We start from the raw sequence: 18754 nt of genomic DNA, 5'->3' as shown, positions 1-18754 counted from the left end.
TGGACGACCGGGCTCACGCCGTGACGCGGAACCGCCGCCCGCCGATCTCGACGACGTCGCCGACCGCCAGCTGGCGCCCGCGTCGGCGGTCGACCTCCCCGTTCACCCGCACGAGACCGTCGGCGACCGCCTCCTTCACCTCGCCGCCCGTGTCGAGGATCCCCGCGAACTTCAGGAACTGCCCGAGGCGGATGGACCCGCCGTCCAGCGGCACGTCCTCGACCGGAGCCGGCACGGCCCTAGACCGCCGGGATGTCGGCGAAGCGCGAGAAGTGGCCGTGGAAGCCCACGGTCACCGTGCGGGTCGGGCCGTTGCGGTGCTTGGCGACGATGAGGTCGGCCTCGCCCGCGCGCGGGTTGTCCTTCTCGTAGGCGCTCTCGCGGTGCAGGAGGATCACCATGTCGGCGTCCTGCTCGATCGAGCCGGACTCGCGGAGGTCCGAGATCGCGGGGAGCTTGTCGGCCCGCTGCTCCGGTCCACGGTTCAGCTGCGACAGCGCGATGACCGGCACCTGCAGCTCCTTCGCGAGGAGCTTGAGCGCACGGGAGAACTCCGAGACCTCCTGCTGGCGGCTCTCGACCTTCTTGCCCGAGGTCATCAGCTGGAGGTAGTCGATGACGACCATCTTGAGGCCGATGCGCTGCTTGAGCCGGCGGCACTTCGCGCGGATCTCGACGAGCGTGAGGTTCGGCGAGTCGTCGATGTAGAGCGGAGCGTCGTTGATGCGACCGCGGGTCGACGCGATGGTCGTCCAGTCGCGCTGGTCGACGGTGCCCTTGCGCATGTGCTGCAGGGGCACGGAGGCCTCCGCCGAGAGCAGGCGCATCGCGATCTCGCTGCGCCCCATCTCGAGCGAGAAGAAGATGGTCGGCATCTGGTGCTTGATCGCGGCGGCGCGCGCGAAGTCGAGCGCGAGGGTCGACTTCCCGAGCGCCGGTCGCGCGGCGACGATGATCATCTGGCCGGGGTGGAAGCCGTTGGTGAGGTCGTCGAGGTCGGCGAACCCGGTCGGCACTCCGGTGAAGGCGCCGTCCTTGTGCGCGGCGGCCTCGATCTCGTCGATGGCGACGGTCACCGCATCGGTCAGCGGGACGTAGTCCTCCGCCGCCTCGGATCCCGTGACGTTGTAGATCTCGGCCTGGGCCGTGTTGACCAGGTCGAGGACCTCGCCCTCGCCCTGGTAGCCCATCTGCGCGATGCGGGTGCCGGCCTCCACGAGGCGGCGCAGCAGCGCACGCTCGGCGACGATCGAGGCGTAGTAGCCGGCGTTCGCCGCCGTGGGCACCATCGCGGTCAGCGAGTGCAGGTAGTCGGCGCCGCCGGCGCGCTGCAGCTCGCCCTGCTTGGTGAGCTCGTCGGTCACCGCGATGACGTCGGTGGGCTCGCCGTGCGAGTAGAGCTGCAGGATCGCGTCGAACACGATCTCGTGCTTGGGGATGTAGAAGTCGGTGGCCTTGACGCTCTCGACGACGTCGGCGACCGCGTCCTTCGAGAGCAGCATGCCTCCGAGTGCCGACTGCTCGGCGAGCAGGTCGTGCGGAGGGGTGCGCTCGTGGCGCGGGGAGTCGCCCCGGCCCTCGCTCCGTCCGTCCGAGCCGGGAACCGCCAGGTGCGCGATCGTCATGCCTTCGCCTCCTCCTGTCGGGTGCCTCGCGGGAACGCGCGGATCGTCGGCCGAGCCGCGATCGCAAGCGTCGGATCCGGTCTACCAGCGACCTCCGACAGGGTCGGCGCCGGTGCTCCGGACGCCTCGTCCCGCTCCCCTCGCGGGGCGCTGCGCCACACTACGTACCGCTCGACACCGGGGTCAAACCGCCCTGTGGAGGAGAGTGTGGACAACTTCGGGGAAACGCCGCACTCCGTGTGAGCAACGTGTGGAGAACCCTGTGGAAACAGAAGCGATCCAGATCTTTTTTCAGCAACCTGACCAGGGAAAACCTTCATTCCACAAGCCTGTGGGGAAAAGAGTCTCCAGACCACATTGAAGGTTGCCCGCACGTTTGGGTGTATGTGGATGGAGCTGTGGAGAACGGGACGACGAAGGGCGGTGCAGCAGGACCCGGAGATCCCGCCGCACCGCCCTTCGAGGCGTGTCTCGCGGCCTTACTTGGCCGCGACCACCTGGAGCTTCACGGTGGCCTGGATGTCGTCGCGCAGACGCACCACGGCCTCGTGCTCGCCGACCGTCTTGATCGCGTTCACGATCACGATCTTGCGCTTGTCGAGCTCGCCGAAGCCGGCCGACGCCACCGCGTTCGCGATGTCGCTCGTCTTCACCGAGCCGAACAGGCGGCCGTCGCGGCCCGCCTTGACGGTGAGCTTCACCCGGTTGGCCTCGAGGACCTGCTTGGTGTGCTGCGCCTCTTCGATCGTCTTGTGCTCGCGCGCGGCGCGGGCCGACTTGATCTGCTCGACCTGCTTCTCGCCGCCTCGGGTCCACGCGACGCCGAAGCCCTGCGGGATGAGGTAGTTGCGGGCGTAGCCGTTCTTGACGTCGACGACGTCACCGGCGGAGCCGAGACCGTCGACCTCGTGGGTCAGGATGACCTTGGACATACCGATACCTACCTTCCGCTGCCGGCGTAGGGCAGGAGCGCCATCTCGCGGGCGTTCTTGACGGCACGGGCGATGAGGCGCTGCTCCTGGACGGAGACGCCGGTGATACGACGGGCGCGGATCTTCCCGCGCTCCGAGATGAACTTGCGGAGGGTCGCGACGTCCTTGTAGTCGATGACACCCACGCGGACCGACTTCGCGGGGGCCGCGTTCTTCGCGCCCTTGCCGCGGATCGGCTTGCGGCGGTCGCCGCTGCTCTTTCCAGCCATAGTGGTTTCCTTAGATTCTGGTTCGCCCCCGCCCGCTGCCGCTCGTGCGGTCTGCGGGAAAGGCGTGATTCAGGTGAGGTCGCGCCCGAGCCCGAGGCTCAGAACGGCGTCTCGTCGTTGTAGCTGCCCGGCGTACTCCAGACGTCGCCACCGGCGGGCGCGCTCGGCGCCCACGGCTCCTCGGCCTGGCCACCGCGGTTGCCTCCCGCGTTGCCGCCGGAGCCCCCTTGGTTGCCGCCGAAGCCGCCCTGACCGCCCTGGCTCCCGCCCTGACCGCCGCCGACCTGGCCGCGTCCGCCGCCCGCGCCTCCACCGGAGGCACGCGTGACCTGAGCGGTCGCGTAGCGGAGCGAGGGACCGATCTCGTCGATCTCCAGCTCGATGCTGGTGCGCTTCTCGCCTTCCTTCGTCTCGTACGAGCGCTGCTTCAGGCGGCCGGTCGCGATGACGCGGCTCCCCTTCGTCAGCGATCCCGCGACGTGCTCGGCGAACTCGCGCCAGACGGAGGCCCGGAGGAACAGCGCTTCGCCGTCCTTCCAGTCGTTCGCCTGACGGTCGAAGGTGCGCGGAGTGGAGGCGATGGTGAAGTTCGCGACCGCGAGCCCGTTCTGCGTGTAGCGCAGCTCGGGGTCGGAGGTGAGGTTCCCCACCACGGTGATGATCGTCTCGCCGGCCATGAGCGCTACGCCTTGGGAGCGGCCGAGGCCTTGGCAGCCTTGCGGGCGGCCTTCTCGTCGGCGAGCTTCGCGGCGGCCGCGACCTGGGCGATGCCCTCTTCGGCCCGCAGCACCTTGGTGCGCATGACGGCCTCGGACAGCTTCAGCTGACGGTCGAGCTCGTTCGCGGCGGCGGAGGTCGACGTGAAGTCCACGACGGCGTAGATGCCCTCGGTCTTCTTGTTGATCTCGTACGCCAGACGACGGCGACCCCAGACGTCCACCTTGTCGATGGATCCACCATCGGTGCGGATGACGTTGAGGAACTTGTCGAGACTCGGAGCGACGGTGCGCTCATCGATCTCGGGGTCCAGGATGACCATGATTTCGTACTGATGCGTCACTAACCCACCTCCTTCGGACTGAACGGCCACGGTATTTCCGTGACAGGAGGGTATGTAGCATCTGCCCACTCCCGCGGACGCGAGTGCGTCTGGTCGTGGACAACCTGGACACCCTACCATCGCGGCCGTCCCCGCGGTCAGGAGATCTGCGCCCGTGCGAGCGGTGCAGCGCGGCTCAGCGCGCCGCCCACCACTCCTTCAGCCGCTGCGTCGCGACCTCCTCGCCCAGCGGGCCCTCCTCGAGCCGCAGCTCGAGCAGGAAGCGGTACGCCGCTCCGACCTCGGGCCCCGGTGGGAGGTCGAGGACCCGCATGATCGCGGTGCCGTCGAGGTCGGGCCGCTTGGACGCGAGCTCCTCCTTCTCGGCGAGCTCCGCGATCCTGTGCTCGAGGTCGTCGTAGGCGTGCGCCAGCCGGTCGGCCTTCCTCTTGTTGCGCGTGGTCACGTCGGCCCGCGTGAGGATGTGCAGCCGTTCGAGCAGGGGCCCGGCGTCGGTCACGTAGCGGCGCACGGCGGAGTCGGTCCACGCTCCGTCGGTGTAGCCGAAGAACCGCAGGTGCAGCTCGATCAGCCGGGCCACCTCGGTGGTCGTCTGCTTGTCGAACTTGAGCGAGCGCATCCGCTTGGTCGCGAGCTTGGACCCGACGAGGTCGTGGTGGTGGAAGCTGACCGCCCCTCCGGGCTCGAGGCGGCGCGTCGCGGGCTTGCCGATGTCGTGCAGCAGGGCGGCGAGGCGCAGCACGACATCGGGTGCCGCTCCGGGGTTCCGCGACTGCTCGAGCGAGATCGCCTGCTCGAGCACCGTGAGGCTGTGCACGTAGACGTCCTTGTGGTGGTGGTGCTCGTCCTGCTCCAGGCGCAGGGCGGGCAGCTCCGGGAGGAAGTAACCGGCCAGACCGGTGTCGACGAGGAGCTCGAGGCCCGCGCGCGGGGACGCGGTCGAGAGCAGCTTCCGCAGCTCCTCCTGCACCCGTTCGGCCGAGACGTCGCGGATGCGCGGCGCGAGCTCGGCCATCGCCCACTCGACCTCCTCCGTGGTGCGGAACCCGAGCTGGGAGGTGAAGCGCGCACCCCTCAGCATGCGGAGCGGATCGTCGCCGAAGGACACCTCGGCGTCGGCGGGCGTCCGCAGGCGCCCGGCCAGCAGGTCCTCGACACCGCCGGACGGATCCACGAGGACGACCTCGGGGATCCGCAGCGCCATCGCGTTGACGGTGAAGTCGCGCCGCACGAGGTCGCCCTCGAGAGTGTCGCCGAACTCGACCTCTGGCTTCCTGCTCACCCCGTCGTAGCTGTCGCTGCGGTAGGTCGTGATCTCGACGGTCTCGCCAGCGAGACGCGCGCCGATGGTGCCGAAGGCGCGTCCGATGTCCCAGTGCGCCTCGGCGATCGGAGCGACGATGCGCACGATGTCGTCGGGGCGGGCGGAGGTGGTGAAGTCGAGGTCGTGCACGCCGTGTCCGAGGAACGCGTCGCGGACCGGACCGCCGACCAGCGCGAGCTCGTGGCCCTCCACGGCGAACGCCTCCGCCAGCCGCGCCACCGTGGGAGTACGCGCCAGTGCTCGGAGGGTCTCGAGTGCCGCCTGGACGCTGTGCATTCGCACGAGTGTAGTCGCGGCGGACGACGCCCCCAGGGGCGCTGGTAGGGCTAACCGCTCAGACCGGTTACATCACTCGCCGTGACCCGCCCGCCGCCCCCCGCAGGCCTGCACGTAGAATCACCCGCATGGAGGCCGAGTGAGTTCGATGCATCGGCGCGGCCCCACCCCCTCGGATCGGTTCCCGATCCCGCAGCTGCTCCGCGTCGTCGGCGCGGCAGCCCTCGCAGTCGCGCTCGTCGGCGTCGCTCCGCCGGCCTTCGCCACGACTCCGACACCCGCGCCGAGCACTCTGAGCTCGCCGTCGCCCGACGACCCGGCCGACGGCACCGTCACGGCGACGGTCGGCGCGGCGAACGACGGCGTCCTGCTCGCGGGGCAGGACCTGCAGCTGTCGGTCTCGGTGCGCAACGGCACCACGGAGTCGATCGACGGCGCCCGCGTCGAGGTGACGATCGATTCCGACACGCTCGATTCGCGCGACGAGCTCGCCGAGTGGCTCGGGGGAGAGGACGACGACGCAGGCCTCCCGATCGGCGACGGAGCGGACGTCCGCCTGCTCCCCTCGAGCTCCGCCCAGGTCTCGCTCACGATCCCCGCGGCCGCCGTGCCGTTCTCCTCCGACCCCGCCGCTCGCGGGTCCCACGCCGTCGCCGTCACCGTCACCGGTCCGGGAGGCCCCGTCGCCACGGCGCGCACGGCGGTCGAGCTGACCGACGGTGTCCCGTCGGCGCAGGAGACGGGCGTCGCCGTCCTCGTCCCGCTCACGATCCCCGGCAGCGGAGAGGGCCTGATCCCGGCCGAGACCCTGGCCGACTACACGGAGTCGACCGGCACGCTCTCGCGGCAGCTCGACTCCGTGCTCGGCCGCGCCGTCGCGATCGGGGTCGACCCGCGGATCCTCGCGTCGATCCGGATCCTCGGCGCCGCCGCTCCCGAGTCGGCGACAGCCTGGCTCGAGCGCCTCGAGTCCGCGCCGAACGAGGTCTTCCCCCTTCCCTATGCGGATGCGGACGTCTCGGCGCAGGCGCAGTCGGGCCTCGCGACGCTGCTGGGGCCGACGTCGTTCGAGTACGGCGTCGATCCGACGCTGTTCGCCGAGCCGGCCACCACAGCCACTCCCTCCGCGACGCCGGAACCCGTCCCGACTGAGCAGGCCGACGAGGTCCTGCCCGCCCGACCGACGGCGGAGTCGCTGCTCGCGTTCGACTGGTCGCCGACCGTGGGGTCGATCGCCTGGCCCGACGATCTGACCGTCCGCGCCGCGGATCTCGACGTCTATGCCGCGAGCGGCATGAGCCGCACGGTCGTCGCCTCCGCCAACCTCACGCTCCCGGAGGACACGGCGACCCGGGCCGCCGTCGACGGCCACGACCTGATCGTCAGCGACAGCGTCCTCTCCACCGCGCTCGACGACGCCGTCACGGCCGGCACGGATTCGGAGTGGCGCGCGCGAATGACCGCGCTGACCGCGGACCTGGCGCAGGTGCAGCGCGAAGCAGAGGTGCCCGACGTCGTCCTCGCCCTCGAGCGCGGAGCAGCCCTCGACGGAGTCCGCCTCGCGCAGACGCTCGACGCGCTCGACGCCCTGCCGTACGCGGAGGGGACCTCGCTCGCCGCCGCTCTGACGGCCCCCGAGACGGCGGACGCCGCCGTGGTCGACGCGCCGGAGTCGGAGGAGCGCCTCGAGACCGTCTCGACGCTCCTGGACGCCGCCGCCCGCGTGGAGGAGTTCTCGGCCGTCCTCACCGATCCGCAGCTGCTGAGCGGCAAGCGGCGCAACGACATGCTCGCGGTCCTGGCCGTCTCGTGGCGCGACGACGACGCCGGCTGGACGGAGGCGGTCACGACGAGCCTCGACAACGCCGACACCACTCTGGGTGGTGTCTCGATCGAGGCCACGAGCACGCTCAACCAGCTGTCCCGCGACTCCAGCATCCCCGTCTACGTCCGCAACGACCTCCCGTGGCCCGTCACCGTCGAGATCAGCGCCTCCACCTCGAACGCCGTCCTCGACATCGACGAGAGCTCGATCGAGCCGACCGCCATCGACGCCCGATCGCAGGGCCGCGTCCTCATCCCGGTCAAGGCACGGGTCGGCAGCGGCGAGACGACGCTCCGGATGCAGCTCACCGCACTCGACGGCACGGTCATCGGCCTCCCGGCGCGCGTGAGCACCAACGTGCGCGCCGACTGGGAGACCGTCGGCACTCTCTCGTTCGGCCTCCTGCTCGTCGTCGTCTTCGGCGTCGGGATCCTCCGCAACATCCGCCGCCGTCGCCGCGGCGGAGCGGCGGTGGAGCCGGAGGAGGACCCCAACGCCCCCCTGGCGGTCCAGCCCGGACCGGACGACCGACGAACGGACCCGCGTGGCTAGCTTCTCCCTCGGACGCGCGAGCGCCGTCCTCGCCTCCGGCACGATGGTCTCGCGCGTCCTCGGCTTCGTCATGTCCCTGGTCTTCACGCAGACCATCGGACTCACCGGTCAGGGGGCGGATGCGTTCACGGTCGCCAACGGCCTCCCGAACACGATCTACGCGATCCTCGCCGGTGGCGCGCTCAACGCCGTCCTCGTGCCGCAGATCGTCCGCGCGGGGCTGCAGGCCGACGGCGGACGGAAGTACATCGACAAGCTGCTGACCCTCGCGCTGCTCGTCCTCGTCGGCGCCGCGGTCGTGGCGACACTGGCCGCTCCTCTGCTCATCCAGCTCTCTGCGGGACGGTACGGCCCCGAGCAGACGCGCCTCGCGGTCACGTTCGCCTACTGGTGCCTGCCGCAGGTGTTCTTCTACGGGCTCTACACGGTCCTCGGCGAGGTGCTGAACGCCCGCGGCTCCTTCGGCCCCTTCACCTGGACGCCCGTGGTCAACAACGTCGTGACGATCGGCGGGCTGATCGCTTTCCAGCAGCTGTTCGGCGCCGACGGCGAGGGACTCCGGGACGCGACCGACTGGACGCCCGAGATGATCGTCGTGCTCGCGGGCTCGGCGACCCTCGGAGTCGCCCTGCAGGCGATCCTGCTCGTCTTCTTCTGGAAGCGGGTGGGCCTGCGCTACCGGCCCAGCTTCGGCTTCCGCGGGGTCGGCCTCAGCCGCGCCGGCAGGATCGCGGGCTGGACCTTCGCCACGCTGCTACTGACGGTCGCGGTGGGATTCCTCGAGAACACCGTCGTGAGCGGGGCGTCGGGTGAGGACGCGTCAGCCACCGCCCTGCAGAAGGCGTGGCTCGTCTTCATGCTGCCGCACTCGATCGTCGCGGTCTCGATCGCGACCGCCTACTTCACCAAGATGAGCGGACACGCGTCCCGCGGGGAGATGACGGACTTCCGGGCCGACATCTCCACCTCGATCCGCGTGGTCGGTCTGTTCCTCTTCTTCTCGGCGGCAGCACTCGTGGTCTGCGCGACCTCCTTCGCCACGATCTTCGCGCCCGGCAATCCCGACGCCGCTCTCCAGATGGCGCAGATCATCACGGCGCACGTCATCGTCCTCCCGCTCTTCTCGACGCTCGCGATCGTCCAGCGCGGCTTCTACGCCCTCAACGACGGCCGCACACCGTTCTTCTACACGCTCGTGCAGACCATCGTCATCGCCGTCGGCTGTCTGGTCGCCCTCGGGCTCCCGTCCGAGTTCACGACGATCTTCGTCGCCGCCTCGATCTCGGTCGGAGTCGCCGTGCAGGCGTTCCTCGCCTGCTTCCTGCTGCGCCGCAAGCTCGGCGGCTGGGGCGGCACCCGCATCGTCTTCCGCTTCGCGCAGTTCGGGCTCGCGACGATCCCCGCCATCGGTGCGGGCGTGCTGGTCATGTTCCTCCTCGCGCAGAACGACGGGTTCCCCACCGCGGGCTGGCCGCAGGCGCTCGTCTCGATGGTGCTGACCGGAGTCGCGATGGCTCTGGTCTACTTCGGTGTCCTCTGGATCGCCCGGAACCCCGAGCTGCGCGCGATGGCTGCTCCGATCCTGCGTCGCCTCGGCCGCTGACCGGCTTCGGACAGCGACCAGGAATAACCTGATCAGCGCTGGTATCCAGCGTTCGGGGCGGATTCGCCCGACGTGACCCTGACCGCGGGCCGAGCGCCCGGGTCGGCGCGGAATAGCGCCCGCCTAGGATGTGTTGTAGCCCGTGGAGCCGGGGAACGACCGAGCGACCGGATCCGGGCTCCGCACGACCGTTCAGCACCACGACAGCGCCCCTGGGGCGCCGTCTCCCACCAGCACCCGCTCAGCACAGACCTCGAGGAGTTGCCGTGCGCGACATCGTCATCATCGGATCCGGCCCCGCCGGCTGGACTGCCGCCATCTACGCGGCCCGTGCCGACCTGAAGCCGATCGTGGTCGCCTCCTCGGTCGAGATCGGCGGTGACCTGATGAACACCACCGAGGTCGAGAACTTCCCGGGCTTCCCGAACGGTGTCCTCGGGCCCGAGCTCATGGCCTCCATGCAGGCCCAGGCCGAGCGCTTCGGAGCGACGACCTACTACGACGACGTCACCTCCCTCGACCTCGAGGGTGAGACCAAGACCGTCCACCTCGGATCGGGCGAGAGCATCGAGGCCAAGACGGTCGTCGTGGCGACGGGCTCGGCGTACCGCAAGCTCGGCCTGCACGACGAGGAGCGCCTGTCGGGACACGGTGTCTCATGGTGCGCGACCTGCGACGGCTTCTTCTTCAAGGGCAAGACCATCGCCGTCGTCGGCGGTGGAGACTCCGCGATGGAGGAGGCGACCTTCCTCACCAAGTTCGCCGAGAAGGTCTACGTCATCCACCGCAAGGACACGCTCCGCGCCTCCAAGGTGATGCAGAAGCGCGCGCACGACAACGAGAAGATCGAATTCGTGTGGAACTCCGAGGTCGTCGGCATCCGCGGTGAGAACCACGTCACCGGAGTGAAGCTGCGCGACACGGTCGACGGCACCGAGCGCGCCCTCGACATCGACGGTCTCTTCATCGCGATCGGCAACGACCCGCGGACGCACGTCGTGCACGGCAAGCTCGACCTGACGACCGACGGCACCATCTCGGTGGTCGGCCGCTCCTCCCAGACCTCCGTTCCCGGCGTCTTCGCCGCGGGCGACGTGATCGACCCGACCTACCGTCAGGCCGTCACCGCCGCTGCATCCGGAACGGTCGCAGCCCTCGACGCGGAGCACTACCTCGCTGCGCTCGCCGATGGCACCGCCCACACCGAGGGGGCACCCCAGGTGGCCGCCTCGGTCGAGGCTGAACTCATCACCCGCTGACCCCCCGGTCAACACCAGTGGAACCGGCTCGACCGGTTCGCGAAGGAGAAACCATGTCCACCGCGAAGAGCGTCACCGACGCCTCGTTCCAGTCCGACGTCCTCGACTCCGAGAAGACCGTCCTCGTCGACTTCTGGGCCGAGTGGTGCGGCCCGTGCCGCATGGTCTCGCCGATCCTCGACCAGATCTCGGCCGAGCACGGCGACAAGATCGAGATCGTCAAGCTGAACGTCGACGAGAACCCGCAGACCGCGGCGAAGTACCAGATCACCTCGATCCCCGCGATGAAGGTCTACCAGAAGGGCGAGGTCGTCAAGACCGTCATCGGCGCCAAGCCGAAGCCGGCCCTGGAGGCCGACCTGGCCGCTTTCCTCTGATCGACGCGATCCTCTGATCCGGCCGAGTCGGATCCACGGAGCCCTCGCCCCTTCGGGCGGGGGCTTCGTGCTGTTTCACGTGAAACAGCTCGGGCCACCGACAGCGGAGTGGAGTCGAACGGCCCCGCTTCGGCGGAACAGTCGCCGGATAGTGTGGACGGACCCGGTCGAACGGCCGGGCCTCCATTCGACGACCGGAACGACGACATCGTGATCAACCGCGGCACCAACCTCGACCCCTGGTACGACTCCTATGCGGAGCGGACGGCCGGTCTGGCCGCCAGCGAGGTCCGAGCCCTGTTCGCGGTCGCCTCGCGCCCCGAGGTGGTCTCGCTCGCAGGCGGCATGCCGTTCGTGTCCGCCCTGCCGCAGGATCTCGTCACGGGGGCGATCGACTCGGTGATGCGCGAGCAGGGTCCGGTCGCGCTGCAGTACGGCTCGGGACAGGGCGTTCCCGTCCTGCGCGAGCAGATCCTCGAGGTGATGGCCCTCGAAGGCATCTCGGCCAGCGCTGACGACGTGGTCGTCACCACGGGTTCTCAGCACGCCCTGGAGCTCGTCTCGAAGATCTTCCTCGACCCGGGGGACGTCGTCCTCTCCGAAGGGCCCAGCTACGTCACCGCGATGGTCATCTTCCGCTCGTACCAGGCCGACATCGAGCACGTCGCCATGGACGAGCACGGCCTGATCCCGGAGTCCCTCCGCGAGCACATCGCTCGGGTCCGGGGGCAGGGGAGGACCATCAAGTTCCTCTACACCATCCCGACCTTCCACAACCCGGCCGGAGTGACGCTGAGTTGGGAGCGACGAGTCGAGATCCTCGAGATCTGCAAGAGTGAGGGGATCCTCGTCCTCGAGGACAACCCCTACGGACTCCTCTACTTCGAGGATGTCCCGCCGAAGGCCATGCGGTCGCTCGAGGAGGACGGAGTCGTCTACCTGGGCACCTTCTCGAAGACCCTCGCTCCCGGCTTCCGCGTCGGCTGGGCGCTGGCGCCGCACGCCATCCGCGAGAAGCTCATCCTCGCCAACGAGGCCGCGGTGCTCAGTCCGTCCTCCTTCAGTCAGCTGGTCATCTCGAAGTACCTGGCCACCGCTGACTGGAAGGCGCAGATCGACACGTTCCGCGGCGTGTACCGCGAGCGCAAAGAGGCGATGCTGCGCGGGCTCGATACCCACCTGCCCTCACTCACGTGGACGAACCCCAACGGCGGCTTCTACGTCTGGCTCACGCTGCCGGACGAGCTGGACTCAAAGGCGATGCTCCCCCGGGCTGTGAAGGAACTGGTGGCCTACACCCCCGGGACCGCCTTCTTCGGCAACGGCGACGGCCGACAGAACATCCGTCTCTCCTTCTGCTATCCGACTCCCGAGCGGATCGGTGACGGGATCCGGCGGCTCGCCACGGTCATCGACGGCGAGCTCGATCTCCTGTCGACTTTCGCCGACACGAAGCCGATGCGCACTTCCCCGGACGAGCAGACGGTCGTCAGCCTGCCCCCGACGGTCTCCTGACCGCCCAATCTCCAACAAAAGGCCTGATCATGACCAGTTTCCGCACGTCCGGCGACTCCCTCGACATCGTCGTCGTGAGCGGCGGTATCAGCCATGAGCGGGACGTATCCCTCCGGTCGGGGCGTCGTGTCGCCGACCGACTCGCCGCGCTCGGGCACCGCGTGACCACTCGCGAACCGGATGCGGATCTGCTCCCGTTCCTGGCCGATGCTCGCCCGGACCTCGTCTGGCCTGCGGTCCACGGAGCCAGCGGAGAAGACGGAGCGCTACTGGGGCTGCTCGAGGCCGCCGGTCTGCCCTACGTGGGGTCCGACGCCGACGCCGCGAGGCTCGCCTGGTTCAAGCCGACCGCGAAGACCCTGGTAGCGCGCGCGGGGATCCTCACACCGCGCTCCCTCACCCTCCCCCGCGACACATTCCGCGAGCTCGGCGCCGCAGCCATCCTCGCGCAGGTGCGATCTCATCTGACCGGCGATCTGGTGGTCAAGCCGGCTCAAGGCGGTTCCGCTCAGGGGGTCAGCATTGTCGACGCCGACGGCGACCTCTCACGAGCCATGGTCAGCGCCTACACCTACGGTGACGTCGTCCTGATCGAGGAGCGCGTCCATGGGACGGAAGTGGCGGTCGGTGTCCTCGACCTCGGAGACGGCCCGGTCGCTCTTCCCGTGATCGAGATCGAGCCGATCGGAGGCGTGTACACGTTCGACGCGCGCTACACGGCTGGGGAGACCCGCTTCTACGTTCCTGCGCGCGTCGCTCCTGAGGCACTCACCGAAGTCTCCGCCGCGGCCGTCGCTGTTCACCGGTTCCTCGGACTCCGGGATCTCTCCCGGATCGACTTCGTCATCGACGCCGATGGTCGTCCCTGGTTCTTCGATGCGAATGTCATCCCCGGCCTGACCGAGACGTCCCTCGTCCCCCAGGCCATCGAGGCCTCCGGCCGCTATCTCGGCGACGTCTATTCGACTCTGGCGCACTGCGCGGTACTCGGACATACCGCGCGCATCTGATACCCGCTTGTCGAGCGTTTCACGTGAAACGCTTGCCGTGCCAGCCCTCTTCGATCTCGCCTGTGCACTGACCGCTGCACTCGGCCTGGAACTCCTTAAGAGAAGATCGAGAGTGGCCTGCAGCCGCTGTCCGACTAGACACGCAGCAGGCCTATCGAGATCGGCGCACGAGAAACGATCCGCGCCGCAGCAGTCGAATGGCACAGCGGCAGCACCTCGCGGAGACGATCCCGTGACAAGGGTTTCACGTGAAACGTGATCGCGTCGCGCTCCACCGAAGACGGGAGTGAACGGCTCCATTCTTATCCGAGGACACGAGCCGTGCGCCGTGCATATCGCCGGGCCGCAATTCTTCAGTACTTGCTGGTCCAAGAGCTCGCGCACCGGGCGCAGGGGCGCCTTCGGCGCCGACGCAGGGCAGGGACGAGACGGATCTTCTGGAAGACATGAGTCTCGATACGCCCCTTCGGGGCTACTCGACCAACAAGGAAGCGGGAGCCCCTTCTAGTAGATCCACCCGCGGATACGGCTCAGCCAGGCAACGCGACAACAATCGTGATGGAGCGGACTCTGCCGTTTCACGTGAAACACACGGGATCTTTGAGCGAGCAATCCGCGCGGTGTGGCTGTCGAGAATATGACTCGCGATGCAGCCAAGTGAGATTGCGCGACGACGGCAGGGACGGAGTTCCCTCCACCGTTTCACATGAAACGGCGGAAGTGATCAGTAGTCGCTGATCGAGTAGCTCGCGCAGCGCGGCGTATCGATATCAACAGCACGACCCTATCCTCGGCGAGGCAAAGGCTTAGATCGCTCTTCTTTCAACGCGAGAACGCCCCGAAGTAGATCACTCCGGGGCGTTTCACGTGAAACATCACAGCGACCTACGGCGCGAGCGACACTTCAGACGGCTCGCCGATCTCGGCAAGAATGCGGTTCAGATCCTGGATGGTCGCGAAGTCGATCACCATCTGGCCCTTGCGAGCACCCAAGGTGACCTTCACGCGAGTGTTCAGTCGGTCTCCGAGGTGATCCGCGATCGAGCTCAGGTGCCCCACATGGCCGCCACGCTCCTCCGGCGCCGGGCGAACCGCACTACGCGGAGCCTTCATCTGTGCGGCGGCGGCCTCTGCCGCGCGCACAGACAGGTCCTCATTCACGATCTTGTCCGCGAGACGCCGCATCAGCTCGACGTCATCGAGCGAGAGTACCGCTCGAGCATGGCCGGCAGTGAGGACTCCGGCGGCGACACGAGCCTGCACGTCGGACGGAAGGCGCAGTAGGCGCAGCGTGTTCGAGATCTGCGGGCGGGATCGGCCCAGTCGAGTGGCGAGAGCCTCCTGCGTGATCCCGAAGTCGCTGAGCAGCTGCTGGTAAGCCGACGCCTCTTCGAGCGGGTTCAGTTCCGCCCGGTGCAGGTTCTCGAGCAGCGCATCGCGCAGCATGTTCTCGTCCGCGGTGTCCTTGATGACCGCGGGGATCGTCGTGAGCCCGGCCGCCTGGGAGGCCCGGAATCGGCGCTCCCCCATCACCAGCTCGAATTTCGCACCACCACGGCCGGAGACCGGCCGCACCACGATCGGCTGCAGAACCCCGTACTCCCGCACGCTGTGGATCAGTTCGGCGAGGTCGTCCTGATCGAAGACCGTCCGAGGCTGAGCCGCGTTCGGCACGATGTCCTCGAGGGGGAGTCGTGCGAGCCGCGCGCCCGGCACGTCGAGCAGATCGTCTGCCGACTCGACGTCGACGTTCTGGTCGGGGAAGAACACATCGACCGGACGCGAGCGCGTCTCGTCGCTGGTCGGGATGAGCGAGCCGATGCCCCGGCCCAGTCCAGTCCGCTTCGTCGCCATCAGCGTGCCTGCCCTTCGTTCTCGGTGTTCTCGACCTTCCGTGCGCCCCGCCGCGCGAGTTCCGCCGCGGCTTCGAGGTACGCCAGCGATCCTGACGACTGCGGGTCGTAGCTGATCACGCTCTGCCCGTAGCTCGGCGCCTCGGAGATGCGGACGTTCCGGGGGATGACCGCTCTCAGGACCTCTTTGGGGAAGTGCTCGCGGACGTCGGCCGCGACCTGGTGGGAGAGGTTCGTGCGCCCGTCGAACATGGTGAGCAGGATCGTCGACACCGCGAGGTTCGGGTTCAAGTGCCGCTCGATCAGGTCGATGTTCTTCAGCAGCTGGCTGAGTCCTTCGAGCGCGTAGTACTCGCACTGGATGGGGATCAGCACTTCTCGCGCCGCAACGAAGGCGTTGATCGTCAGCAGCCCGAGCGACGGCGGGCAGTCGATGAACACGTAGTCGAAGGGCTCCTCCATCTTCTCGAGCATCTTGTCGAGCGCTCGGCGAAGACGCTGCTCGCGGGCGACGAGGGAGACGAGCTCGATCTCGGCGCCGGCGAGGTGGATCGTCGCCGGCACCCCGTAGAGCGAGTCGAACTCGGGGCTCTTCTGAACGACCTCCGCGAGGGGAGTGTCGTTGACGATCACGTCGTACACGCTGCGGGTGTCCGCCCGGTGCTCGATCCCGAGTGCCGTCGAGGCGTTGCCCTGAGGATCGAGGTCGATGACCAGGACCTTCGCGTCGCCCCGCGCCAACCCGGCCGCCAGGTTCACGGTCGTGGTCGTCTTGCCGACCCCGCCTTTCTGGTTCGAGATGGTGATGACACGCGTCGACTCCGGCTTGGGCAGCGGCTGAGCATTCAGCAACGCGCGCCGGCGGGTCATGTCGGCGATCTCGCGGGCCAGGGGAGTGGAGGCGTCGAATCCCCCGGACTGTCCGGCCACATCGGAATCGGGTCGTTTCACGTGAAACCTTCGCTCGGCAATCGGATCAGGGCGGGTGCCACCGGGGCCGACGATCGAGGATCCGGAACGGATCACCTGCGAGGTCGGCGGATCAACCCACTGTAGCCCGGACCACGCGCGTGACCTCGGAGAGCACGCCGTCGCCCAGCACCACGACCTCGGGAGGAGACACCCGGAAGCGCCGGAGGACCTTCTCGGCGGCCGCGATCTCCTTCTCGGCGTTGACGCCCTTCAGCAGGACGAGCTCGCCGCCGGGGCGGAGCAGCGGTGCGGTGAGAGGGATCAGCTTCGACAGCGCACTGACGGCCCTGGCCGTGACCTGATCCAGCGGTTCCTCGAGTCGTACCTCCTCAGCGCGGGCCCGAAGAACTGAGACATTCTCGAGTCCGAGCTCCGCAACCTGCTCGCGGAGCCACACGATGCGCCGCTCCATGGGCTCGATCAGCACGAACCGCACGTCCGGCCGCACGATGCCCAGTACGAGCCCGGGAAGGCCGGCCCCACTGCCGACATCACCCACCAGCCCCGGGCGCAGCAGAGGGGCCACCAGCGCGCTGTTGAGCACGTGCCTGGTCCACAGGCGGGGGAGCTCGAGCGGGCCGATCAGACCGCGCTCCTCACCCTGCGCGGCCAGCGACTCCGTGAATGCACGGAGGACCGGCAGCCGATCGCCCGCGATCGCCGCAGCGGCCTCCGGCTCGGCCTCGAAGCGCGGCTCCACGGCGATCAGCCGCGGGTGATGACGGTGTGGCGCTCGCGCGCCTCGCCACGTGACTCCGACACGAAACCGCGCTCGCCGACCATGTCGTGCACCAGCTTGCGCTCGTAGGACGACATCGGGGGGAGCGACGCCGACGTCGCGCCCTCCTCGATGCGCTCGATGGCGCGGTCGACGAGTTGGGCGAGCTCGTGCTCGCGGGCGTCCCGCGAGCCGCCGATGTCGAGGATGAGGCGCGAGAAGGCACCCGTCTTCGTCTGCACCGCGAGGCGCGTCAGCTCCTGCAGGGCCTGGACCGCGTCCGGGCGCGACAGGACCCGGAGGTTGGTGTCGCCGGTCGCCGTGACCGACAGGTAGGCGCGGCCGTTGCGCACCTCGATGTCGATGTCGCCGTCGAGATCGCAGATGTCGAGGAACTCCTCGATGTAGTCCGCGGCGACGTCTCCCTCGTCCTCGAGCTGAGCCAGAGTCGATGCGGGAGCGTCGTCCTCCGGCGTCGGAACGGCGGCAGCGGCCGGCGCCTCGGCGGGCAGGGGGGCCTCGTCGAACGACGGTGCGAGGGCCGGAGTGGTCTGCGTCTGGTCGGTCATGGCGGTCCTACTTCTTTCCGGCTTGCTTCTTGGCGCGGTTCTTGCCGACGGGCTGCTGACGCTGCACGACCTTCTTCTCCACCAGGGTGGTCTCGCCCGCGACGTTGGTCTCCTCGACGAGCTTGCCCTTGCGGCGCAGTCGCTCCTCGCGGGCCTTGGCGGCCTCGCTGCCGGGGGTGGGCATGTTCCGGATGACGATGAACTGCTGGATCATCGTCCAGATGTTCGAGGTCAGCCAGTAGAACATGACGCCGAGGGGGAACGCGAAGCCCGAGAAGGCGAACACGAGGGGGAGGATGTAGAGCAGGATCCGCTGCTGCTTGAAGGTCGGCGAGGCCTTGGCCTCGGGCGACATGTTCTTCGAGACGATCTGCAGCTGGGTGATGAACTGCGACGCGGTCATCAGGACCACCATGATGACGGCGATCACGACGACGAGCTCCTGGCCGCCCTCCTGCAGGGCGCCCTGGATGGACTGGTGCAGCGGCGCGATGCCGAACAGGTTCGCCTCGCCGAACTGGCGGGCGAGCTGCTCGTTCAGGGGGCCGACGCCCTCCTCGCTCCGCTGGGCGTCGTTCAGCACCGAGAACAGGCTGAAGAAGATCGGCATCTGGATCAGCAGGGGCAGGCACGAGGCGAGCGGGTTGGTGCCCGTCTTCTTGTAGAGCTCCATGGTCTCGCGGGACATCGCCTCGCGGGAGAGCTGGTCGCGCTTGCCCTTGTACTTGTCCTGGATCTTCTTCAGTTGCGGCGCCACCTCCATCATGCGGCGCTGGCTCTTGATCTGCTTCACGAAGATCGGGATCAGAGCGGCGCGGATGACGAGGACGAGGCCCACGATCGACAGCACCCAGGTGATGCCGGCCGCCGCCTCCATACCGGTCAGCGTCAGCAGCTGATGGAAGGCGACGAGGATCAGCTCGACAGCCCATTTGAGGGGCCAGAGGATCGTGCCGAGGAGGTCCATGGGAGGGGTCAGTCCTTTCGAGGGCCCGCGACGAATCCGAATCGCGTC

18 protein-coding genes are annotated in these 18754 nt (G+C 68.5%); 6 read left to right on the top strand and 12 right to left on the bottom strand.

Annotation, left to right across the window (positions count from 1 at the left end):
* Positions 1 to 13: 13 nt before the first annotated feature.
* From ASF46_RS17790 to ASF46_RS17760, 7 genes are all read right to left on the bottom strand, one after another.
* Positions 14 to 235, bottom strand: coding sequence for an RNA-binding S4 domain-containing protein (locus ASF46_RS17790; protein ID WP_056868855.1), 222 nt, complete (start codon positions 233 to 235; stop codon positions 14 to 16).
* A 4-nt stretch (positions 236 to 239) separates the two neighbouring features.
* Positions 240 to 1625 (bottom strand): replicative DNA helicase, encoded by a 1386-nt coding sequence (dnaB, locus tag ASF46_RS17785; protein WP_056868854.1) that lies wholly within the window; start codon positions 1623 to 1625, stop codon positions 240 to 242.
* A 479-nt stretch (positions 1626 to 2104) separates the two neighbouring features.
* Positions 2105 to 2557, bottom strand: coding sequence for a 50S ribosomal protein L9 (gene rplI, locus ASF46_RS17780; RefSeq protein WP_055784554.1), 453 nt, complete (start codon positions 2555 to 2557; stop codon positions 2105 to 2107).
* Positions 2558 to 2565: 8 nt separating this feature from the next.
* Complete coding sequence (gene rpsR, locus ASF46_RS17775; RefSeq protein ID WP_055784551.1) at positions 2566 to 2826, bottom strand: 30S ribosomal protein S18; 261 nt, start codon at positions 2824 to 2826, stop codon at positions 2566 to 2568.
* Positions 2827 to 2924: 98 nt separating this feature from the next.
* The gene (locus tag ASF46_RS17770; RefSeq protein ID WP_056868853.1) at positions 2925 to 3503 is read right to left on the bottom strand and encodes a single-stranded DNA-binding protein; all 579 of its coding nucleotides are present in this window, start codon (positions 3501 to 3503) and stop codon (positions 2925 to 2927) included.
* A 5-nt stretch (positions 3504 to 3508) separates the two neighbouring features.
* Positions 3509 to 3886, bottom strand: a complete 378-nt coding sequence (rpsF, locus tag ASF46_RS17765; protein WP_055784548.1) for a 30S ribosomal protein S6 — start codon at positions 3884 to 3886, stop codon at positions 3509 to 3511.
* Between the two features lie 175 nt (positions 3887 to 4061).
* Positions 4062 to 5486, bottom strand: coding sequence for a CCA tRNA nucleotidyltransferase (locus tag ASF46_RS17760; RefSeq protein ID WP_056868852.1), 1425 nt, complete (start codon positions 5484 to 5486; stop codon positions 4062 to 4064).
* A gap of 148 nt (positions 5487 to 5634) precedes the next feature.
* Between ASF46_RS17760 and ASF46_RS17755 the strand changes: the two genes are divergently transcribed.
* From ASF46_RS17755 to ASF46_RS17730, 6 genes are all read left to right on the top strand, one after another.
* Positions 5635 to 7863, top strand: a complete 2229-nt coding sequence (locus ASF46_RS17755; protein WP_056868851.1) for a DUF6049 family protein — start codon at positions 5635 to 5637, stop codon at positions 7861 to 7863.
* Positions 7856 to 9466 carry a murein biosynthesis integral membrane protein MurJ gene (gene murJ, locus ASF46_RS17750; protein WP_082485649.1) on the top strand — a complete coding sequence of 537 codons (1611 nt, stop codon included), beginning with the start codon at positions 7856 to 7858 and terminating at the stop codon, positions 9464 to 9466. Before ASF46_RS17755 ends, murJ begins: the two co-directional genes overlap by 8 nt.
* A gap of 266 nt (positions 9467 to 9732) precedes the next feature.
* Entirely contained in the window at positions 9733 to 10725 is a 993-nt protein-coding gene (gene trxB / locus ASF46_RS17745) for a thioredoxin-disulfide reductase (protein WP_056868850.1), read from the top strand.
* Positions 10726 to 10778: 53 nt separating this feature from the next.
* The gene (gene trxA, locus ASF46_RS17740) at positions 10779 to 11102 is read left to right on the top strand and encodes a thioredoxin (protein WP_055784535.1); all 324 of its coding nucleotides are present in this window, start codon (positions 10779 to 10781) and stop codon (positions 11100 to 11102) included.
* Between the two features lie 213 nt (positions 11103 to 11315).
* Positions 11316 to 12617, top strand: a complete 1302-nt coding sequence (locus ASF46_RS17735) for a PLP-dependent aminotransferase family protein (protein ID WP_200919772.1) — start codon at positions 11316 to 11318, stop codon at positions 12615 to 12617.
* A gap of 29 nt (positions 12618 to 12646) precedes the next feature.
* Complete coding sequence (locus tag ASF46_RS17730; protein WP_056868849.1) at positions 12647 to 13627, top strand: D-alanine--D-alanine ligase family protein; 981 nt, start codon at positions 12647 to 12649, stop codon at positions 13625 to 13627.
* An 885-nt stretch (positions 13628 to 14512) separates the two neighbouring features.
* Here the strand turns inward: ASF46_RS17730 and ASF46_RS17725 are convergent.
* From ASF46_RS17725 to yidC, 5 genes are all read right to left on the bottom strand, one after another.
* Positions 14513 to 15481 (bottom strand): ParB/RepB/Spo0J family partition protein, encoded by a 969-nt coding sequence (locus tag ASF46_RS17725; protein WP_056868848.1) that lies wholly within the window; start codon positions 15479 to 15481, stop codon positions 14513 to 14515.
* Positions 15481 to 16431: a ParA family protein gene (locus ASF46_RS17720; RefSeq protein ID WP_056868847.1), complete on the bottom strand. Its 951-nt coding sequence runs from the start codon at positions 16429 to 16431 to the stop codon at positions 15481 to 15483. The genes ASF46_RS17725 and ASF46_RS17720 overlap by 1 nt, the downstream gene beginning before the upstream one ends.
* 91 nt (positions 16432 to 16522) lie before the next feature.
* Positions 16523 to 17158, bottom strand: coding sequence for a 16S rRNA (guanine(527)-N(7))-methyltransferase RsmG (gene rsmG / locus ASF46_RS17715; protein ID WP_056868846.1), 636 nt, complete (start codon positions 17156 to 17158; stop codon positions 16523 to 16525).
* On the bottom strand, positions 17158 to 17739 hold the full coding sequence (locus tag ASF46_RS17710; protein WP_082485648.1) for a protein jag: 582 nt from the start codon (positions 17737 to 17739) through the stop codon (positions 17158 to 17160). The genes rsmG and ASF46_RS17710 overlap by 1 nt, the downstream gene beginning before the upstream one ends.
* Before the next feature lie 7 nt (positions 17740 to 17746).
* Entirely contained in the window at positions 17747 to 18706 is a 960-nt protein-coding gene (gene yidC / locus ASF46_RS17705) for a membrane protein insertase YidC (protein WP_056868845.1), read from the bottom strand.
* Positions 18707 to 18754 lie beyond the last annotated feature (48 nt).

Source organism: Rathayibacter sp. Leaf296 (assembly GCF_001423045.1).
Classification (GTDB): Bacteria; Actinomycetota; Actinomycetes; order Actinomycetales; family Microbacteriaceae; genus Rathayibacter; species Rathayibacter caricis.
This window is presented reverse-complemented; position numbering and strand designations above follow the sequence as displayed.